The following is a 6,128-nucleotide window of genomic DNA, read 5'->3' on the forward strand; positions in this document are numbered from 1 at the left end:
ACCACCAACCTTCGGGTGGGCTACCAGCTGCTGCGCAACACGGCGCTGACGCTGGACGTCTTCAACCTGTTCGACCGCAAGGTGGACGACATCCAGTACTACTACGAGTCGCAGGTGCCCGGGGAGGCGGCAGCCGAGGGCCGGCACGTGCACCCCGCCGAGCCGCGCAGTTTGCGGCTGACGTTGGCGGTGAAGTTCTAGCCTGGACTGGGCGGCTCTGGCCTGCCAAAGCCATTCAACGGCGCAGGCCCCACTGCACGGCAGCCAGCCCCGCCACGTTGAGCACCACGGTCAGCCAGAACACCCGCCGGAAGGCGGGCTTGGTGCTCTTGTGGTGCAGCAGCCGCTGCGCCAGCCAGGCGCCGGGCCAACCGCCGGCCAGGGCCAGCAGGTGCAGCGTGTCTTCCCGCGTGCGCCAGGCACTGCGCCGGGCGGCCGACTTGTCGATGGCATAGGCCAGGAAGGTGACGCCGCTCAGGCCGAGGTACCAGCCCCACCACCGGGCCGGCGGCGACCAGAACAAGGCCGCGACGGCGCCGCCGAACAGGCTGGCCAGGATCAGCAGCCAGGCGACCATGCCCCAGGCGCTGGCCTGTCCACCCGCAGGCCGCGCCGCCGAGGCGCGGGCCTGCGCCACTTGCACACGGCAGGCCCGCTTGCCCTTGGGGCCGACCTCCACCTCGAAAGACACGGCCTGCCCCAGCCGCGGCCGACCCACGCCGCGCGGCCAGGCCGACACATGCACAAAGATCGGCTCGCCGCCCTGCACGGGCGCAATGCGGCCGAAGCCGCGTTCGTCGTTCCAATGGGTGAGGTGGCCTTCAAAGCGCATGGGTGCAAAGCGTAGCGGCAGGCCGCACCACGCCACCTGCCAGCACCTCGCGAATCTTGACTGTGGTGCCTGCGGAACAAGGTCTTGCGCGCGCCCGGCGGGTGGTCAGGTCGGCGGCGCCAGCCTGGCCTCTTCATACAGCGCGTACCCTTCCTCGATGGCCGGCACGATCTGCCTCAGCTCGAAGTAGGGCACGGTGAACATCGGCGAGTCGCGCAGCCGCTCCATGAAGAAGTAGTGGTGACGGGGGTCTTCGGTCTCGATCATCATCACGTCACTGGCATCGGCGGTGAAGGCCTCGGCATCGAAGTAGCGCATGCGCACCGCTTCGGGCCCCACCAGCAGCGGCGCCAGGTGCAGGTCGGTCAAGGCGCGCCGCTGGTTGCGCGACAGGCGCAGCCAGGCCGGCGTGGCACGCAGCAGCAGGAAGAAGGCATAGCGCATGGGCATCCTCGTCTGTCGTCAGCCTCGTTGCATGGCCTGGGCCAGCAGGCCCGGCGCCCAGCGCTGCAGCACCGGCAGCCAGCGGGCCTGGCCCACGTACACCTGCTGCCGGCCAGCCTGCACCCCGGCGATCAACTGCCGCGCTGCCTCGGCGGCCGGCAGCTTGCTGCGGCCGCGGCCTGCGGTCATCGGCGTGTCGACCAGCGGCATCACGGCCTCGACCAGCCGCACCGCCGGGCCGGGCATCTGCAGCCGCATCGCGTGGGTGAACAGGCGAAGACCCGCCTTGGTGGCGCTGTAGGTGGCTGCTGTGCGCTTGGGCATGTAGGCCAGGCCGGAGCTGACGTTGACGACCAGCCCCTGCCCCCGGGCCAGCAGGTGGGGCAGCAGGCACTGCGTCAGCACCATCGGTGCCACCAGGTTGACGTCCACTTCCTGTCGCAGCGCGGCCAGATGGCTGCCGGCGTCGTCCCAGCGCAGGGCGTGCTGCACACCGGCGTTGTTGATCAGGCAGCCCAGGTCGGGGTGCTCGGCGACGAGGCCGGCGATGAGCGCAGGCAGTTCGTCGATCCGGCTCAGGTCGGCGGCGCACGGACTGATCAGCGGACTGTGGTCCGCCAGGCTGCACAAGGCCGCCTGGTTGCGGCCGATGGCCACCACCCGCACACCGGCGCCCACCAGCTGAAGCGCCAGCGCCCTGCCGATGCCGGAGGTGGCACCGGTGACGATGGTGCTGGGCCAGGGTGGCGCCGAAGCAGCCAGGGGTGTTTGCTTTAATGCGCGGCTTTTCATCGTGCGGCGACTCTAGGCAGCGCGCCGCGCTTCGGCATCAACCCGGGTTAATCAAGGCATGGCGCACTGCACCGTGTTGGAAAGCCTGCTGACGCAGGCCGCGGCGGGTCCGCTGCCCGAGTGGCCGCGCGTGGCCGAAGCCGTGACGGTGCGCCGCGTGGCCGCCGGCGGGGCCGTCTTCCTGCAGGACGTGGAACATCCCTTCGTCCATGCCGTTCAGCAAGGCGTGCTGAAGCTGAGCTACCTGAGCGAAGACGGCACCGAGTGGATCAAGTCCTTCGCCAGCGAAGGCCGCTTCTTCGCCAGCCTGGCGGCCCTGGCGCCGGGCGGGCGCACCAGCTTCATGGTCAGCGCCCTGGAAGACGCCGTGCTGGAAAGCGTGGACTACCGCCTGCTGGCGACCCTGGCCGGCCGGCACCTGGCCTGGTCCCGCGCGCTGCAGGCCCTGACCATGGTGTACGCCGCCCGCAAGGAAGCGCGTGAGCGTGAGCTGCTCACCCTCAAGGCGGAAGCCCGCTACCTGCGCTTTTGTGCCGCCGAGCCTGAACTGGCCCGGCGCATTCCCCAGAAGGACCTGGCCCGCCACCTGGGTCTAACGCCGGTGGGCCTCAACCGCATCGTGATGCGGCTGCGGCGCCTCACTGGCAGCTGAACGACTCTGCCGTCTCCAGGTTGGTGGCCCCTGCCTTCAGGCGGGCCACCTTGGGGTAGGGGCACAGCGGGCGGGTGCGGTCGGCGGCCCAGGTGGCGGGCACGTCGGCGTTGGCGCCGCCGGGGGCGCCGGCACCACGGGCACGGGCCAGCACGGTGTCGGGGGCCTTGCCGTTTTCCACCCAGTCCACCAGCGCGCTCAGCATGTCGAACTGGTCGGTGGAGGGGCCCTGCCCGCAATGCGACATGCCCGGCACGCGGTAGAAGCGCGCGAAGTTGGAGGCATCGCCGCCGTTGGCCGAGCGCAGGCCTTCGTACCACGCGGTGGTGTCGTCCACCGAGAAGATGGCGTCGCTGACGCCGTGATAGACCATCACCTTGGCGCCGCGCTGCTTGAGCGTGCCCAGGTCGGTGGGGTTCACCGGCTGCATGAACGACAGGCCCGATTCGGTGTACGTGGCATTGGTGGCCGCCACCGCGGCCAGCTTGGCGTCGTTGCTCACCGTCAGCGCATAGGCCGGGCCGTTGAAGGTGGCGGGGTCGGCCGGCGGCACGCCCCAGATCAAGGCGGTGGCGCCCGAGTCGATGAACTGCGGCACGGTGAAGCGCCAGAAGGACGAATCGCCGGCGTTGTGGCCCGCGTCGTACGGGAAGCTGTTGTAGAACTTGCGGCCGCTGCCATCGACCGCGCCGCTGAACATCGGCGCATAGGCCGCCTTCTGCGCGGGCGTGAAGCAGGTGCCATCGCGCGCGCCGGTGCAGGTGGGCACGTCGCGCTGGATGTCGAAGGCGGCGCGGCAGGCTTCGACGTCCTGGATCATGCCGTCGGTGGCACCGTCCAGCGCATCGCACCGGGCCACCACCGCGGCCGACAGCAGCGCACGTTCGGTGCCGGTGAAGCCGCTGCTCAGGTCGGCCGGGTCGGTGGCCACCTGGGCCACGTGCCGCAGGCGGTCCATGTTGGCGATGGCCGCCAGCGGCAGCCGGTAGCCCGGGGCGCCGGCCAGGTAGCCGTCGTACTCGCCGGGCATGCGTGTCATGGCCACCATGGTGTGCCGGCCCGCGTTGGAGCAACCGCCGATGTACGAGCGGTCGGGCTCCTTGCCGTAGGCCGCCGCGATCAGCGCCTTGGCCATGGGCGTGAGCTTGGCCACCGCCTGGTAGCCATAGTCCAGCCGCGCCTGGAAGTCGATGCCGAAGGCCAGATTGCCCTGCCCCGAGTGGCCGGCATCGGAGCTGATGACCGCAAAGCCCTGCTGCAGCGCCACGCTGGGCTGCGGCCCGGGTTGCGAACCCAGGGCCGGCCACACCACGCCGTCGGAGCCGCCGTTGGCCTGGTAGAAGAAGCGGCCGTTCCAGGCCGTGGGCAGCCGCATCTCGAAGCCGATGGCGTAGCTGTTGCCGTCCTGCGGGCTGGTGCGGCGGAACATCTCGCCGGTGATGCGGCAGTGCGCCGCGATCGGCGCGCCGGCCCACACCGCCGCGCCAGCAGCCACCGGCTCGGCCGCGGTGAGCGTGGTGTTGGGGTGGCTGAAGGCGCTGGCCAGTTCAGCACATGAACGAAGCGTGGCGCCTTGTGCGGCCTTGAGCTGGGGCAGCGAAGCGTCGCCATCACCGCCCCAACAGCCGGCGAGCAATGCTGCGCCTGCCGCAGCCACCAAATGCATGGAAAAAGGGACGAACGAACGCATGGGGGTCTCCTGTGGCGCGGTTCATTGCTCCGCTAATAGTTAATGTATTGAATTAACTATGCCGCACTTTCAGGTGTTTCCCTGAGAGCCGCCGGGCCCCCATGCGCTGCCCAGCCACGCCCTTCGGCGGGCGCCGCGCCGGCTCAGAAACCGAGGGTGAAGCCCAGCGTGACCAGCCGTGAGCGGCCCGAGCCGGCCTGCACCGCGTAGGAGCTGCCGATGCTCAGCCGGGGCATGGCCGCCCAGCGCAGGCCCAGGCCGCGCCAGGGGCGGCCACGGTCGTCGCCGAACACCTCGGCCCCCAGGTCCAACGTGTCGGTCAGCGCCTTTTCCAGCGCCAATGCCCAGACGGTGCTGCGTTGGTGCTCGGCATGGTCGTGGTAGTGGCCCAGGTTGGCATGGGCGGTGAAGCCCTGGGGCAGCGGCAGCGTGCCGGCCAGGCCCAGGGCCAGGCTGTCGCGCCGGAAGGATTGGTGCTCGTGGCGGCCCCAATGCACGCCGCCGACCAGCGCCAGCGCCGGGTCGTCGTCGTCATCGCCCAGCAGCCGGGCCTTGAAGGACAGCAGGCCACCTTCGCTGCGGCCCGCGTCTTCGGTGCCGCTGGCCCGCTGGCGCTCGAGCGCCAGCGCGGCCTGCACGCCGTGGCCCACGCCGCAGCTGCCTTGCGCCGATGCGCCGCGCGCGCGGACCTGGGGCCGCAGGCGCTCATGGGCGGCATACAGCTCCAGCTCACACTCACCCGGGTCCAGCACGCCGGCGTCTTCGGTGACCAGCGGGCGGCCAGCCTGGGCCGGCAGCGCGGCGCACAGGCCCAGCGCCAGGGCGCCCAAGGTGCTTGCCCAGCCAGCGGGCCGGGCCGCGCGGCGCCAAAGCTGCCGCCGCCCCAGGCGGGTGGAAGAACACAGGGGCAAGGCGGACGACAGCGAAGGGGGCATGGTGGCGACCCGGTAACCAGCAACGAACCGGCTTTTACGACGCTTTCTGCCGCCACTTGAGCCGGGGCTGCCGAGGATGAACCCGCATCACGCCCGCTGCGCCAGCGCCTCGATGGCTTCGCACAGCCGCGGCAGGGGCTGCTCGGCCGCGGCCAGCGCGGCCACCTCCGCGCAGCGGGCGGGCAGCGTGGGCGACGCCAGCAAGGCCTGCAGCCGTTGCGCCAGGCGCGCGGCGCCGGCGCGCCGGGCGGGCAGCGCATCGCCCACGCCCAAGGCCTGCACACGCCGTGCGTTGTCGAACTGGTCGTGCGCAAAGGGCACCACCAGCTGCGGCACACCGGCGCGCAAGGCTTCGGCGGTGGTGCCGATGCCGCCGTGGTGCACCAGCGCCGCCGCCTGCGGCAGCAGCGCCCGAAAGCTTACATACGGCAGCGCCAGCACCGTGGGCGGCAAGGCCGCGGGCAGCTGTTCAGGGTGGCCGGTGATGAACAAGGCCCGCCGCCCGAGCCGCTGCACGGCCTGCAGCGCCGCCCGGAAATACGCGGCTGCATGCTGGTGCCCGGTACCGGGGGTGAACACCACTGGCGCCGGCCCCGCCGCCAGAAAGGCCTGCAGCTCGGGCGCCAGCACGGCGCTGTCGGGCCGGTCGTAGAGCAGAAAGCCACCTTCCACCAGAGGCTGCGGCCAGTCGGGCTGGGCAAGGCCGAACCAGGGCGCGAACAGCGTGATGCTGAGGTCGGGCACGCTTTGCAGATGCTCGACGAAATGCGCGATGGGCGGCAG

The 6,128-nt window shown here is 71.2% G+C and carries 8 protein-coding genes; 2 read left to right on the forward strand and 6 right to left on the reverse strand.

Features of this window, described 5'->3' with window-relative positions:
• Positions 1 to 201: hypothetical protein (locus ABNT58_RS03400; RefSeq protein WP_348752106.1), on the forward strand; the 201-nt coding region annotated here is incomplete at its 5' end.
• Positions 202 to 235: 34 nt separating this feature from the next.
• Here the strand turns inward: ABNT58_RS03400 and ABNT58_RS03405 are convergent.
• The 3 genes from ABNT58_RS03405 to ABNT58_RS03415 form a co-directional block, all read right to left on the reverse strand.
• Positions 236 to 832 carry a cold shock and DUF1294 domain-containing protein gene (locus ABNT58_RS03405; protein ID WP_348752107.1) on the reverse strand — a complete coding sequence of 199 codons (597 nt, stop codon included), beginning with the start codon at positions 830 to 832 and terminating at the stop codon, positions 236 to 238.
• A gap of 105 nt (positions 833 to 937) precedes the next feature.
• Positions 938 to 1,276 (reverse strand): darcynin family protein, encoded by a 339-nt coding sequence (locus ABNT58_RS03410; protein ID WP_348752108.1) that lies wholly within the window; start codon positions 1,274 to 1,276, stop codon positions 938 to 940.
• Positions 1,277 to 1,294: 18 nt separating this feature from the next.
• Complete coding sequence (locus ABNT58_RS03415; RefSeq protein WP_348752109.1) at positions 1,295 to 2,068, reverse strand: SDR family NAD(P)-dependent oxidoreductase; 774 nt, start codon at positions 2,066 to 2,068, stop codon at positions 1,295 to 1,297.
• Between the two features lie 58 nt (positions 2,069 to 2,126).
• Here ABNT58_RS03415 and ABNT58_RS03420 point away from each other — a divergent pair, with 58 nt between their 5' ends.
• A complete protein-coding gene (locus tag ABNT58_RS03420) occupies positions 2,127 to 2,720 on the forward strand; it encodes a Crp/Fnr family transcriptional regulator (protein WP_348752110.1) in 594 nt (197 codons plus the stop codon).
• Here the strand turns inward: ABNT58_RS03420 and ABNT58_RS03425 are convergent.
• The 3 genes from ABNT58_RS03425 to ABNT58_RS03435 form a co-directional block, all read right to left on the reverse strand.
• Positions 2,707 to 4,410 carry a tannase/feruloyl esterase family alpha/beta hydrolase gene (locus ABNT58_RS03425; protein ID WP_348752111.1) on the reverse strand — a complete coding sequence of 568 codons (1,704 nt, stop codon included), beginning with the start codon at positions 4,408 to 4,410 and terminating at the stop codon, positions 2,707 to 2,709. The two genes, ABNT58_RS03420 and ABNT58_RS03425, sit on opposite strands and share 14 nt — an antisense overlap.
• A gap of 143 nt (positions 4,411 to 4,553) precedes the next feature.
• Positions 4,554 to 5,240, reverse strand: a complete 687-nt coding sequence (locus tag ABNT58_RS03430; protein ID WP_348752112.1) for a hypothetical protein — start codon at positions 5,238 to 5,240, stop codon at positions 4,554 to 4,556.
• A 192-nt stretch (positions 5,241 to 5,432) separates the two neighbouring features.
• Positions 5,433 to 6,128: nucleotide disphospho-sugar-binding domain-containing protein (locus ABNT58_RS03435; protein WP_348752113.1), on the reverse strand; the 696-nt coding region annotated here is incomplete at its 5' end.

This window comes from uncultured Aquincola sp., assembly GCF_964001545.1.
Classification (GTDB): Bacteria; Pseudomonadota; Gammaproteobacteria; order Burkholderiales; family Burkholderiaceae_C; genus Aquincola.

Coding starts and splice junctions, on each gene's coding strand:
- ABNT58_RS03425 (WP_348752111.1), bottom strand. CDS start 4,410: ATGCGTTCGTTCGTCCCTTTTTCCATGCATTTGGTGGCTGCGGCAGGC.
- ABNT58_RS03405 (WP_348752107.1), bottom strand. CDS start 832: ATGCGCTTTGAAGGCCACCTCACCCATTGGAACGACGAACGCGGCTTC.
- ABNT58_RS03410 (WP_348752108.1), bottom strand. CDS start 1,276: ATGCGCTATGCCTTCTTCCTGCTGCTGCGTGCCACGCCGGCCTGGCTG.
- ABNT58_RS03420 (WP_348752110.1), top strand. CDS start 2,127: ATGGCGCACTGCACCGTGTTGGAAAGCCTGCTGACGCAGGCCGCGGCG.
- ABNT58_RS03415 (WP_348752109.1), bottom strand. CDS start 2,068: ATGAAAAGCCGCGCATTAAAGCAAACACCCCTGGCTGCTTCGGCGCCA.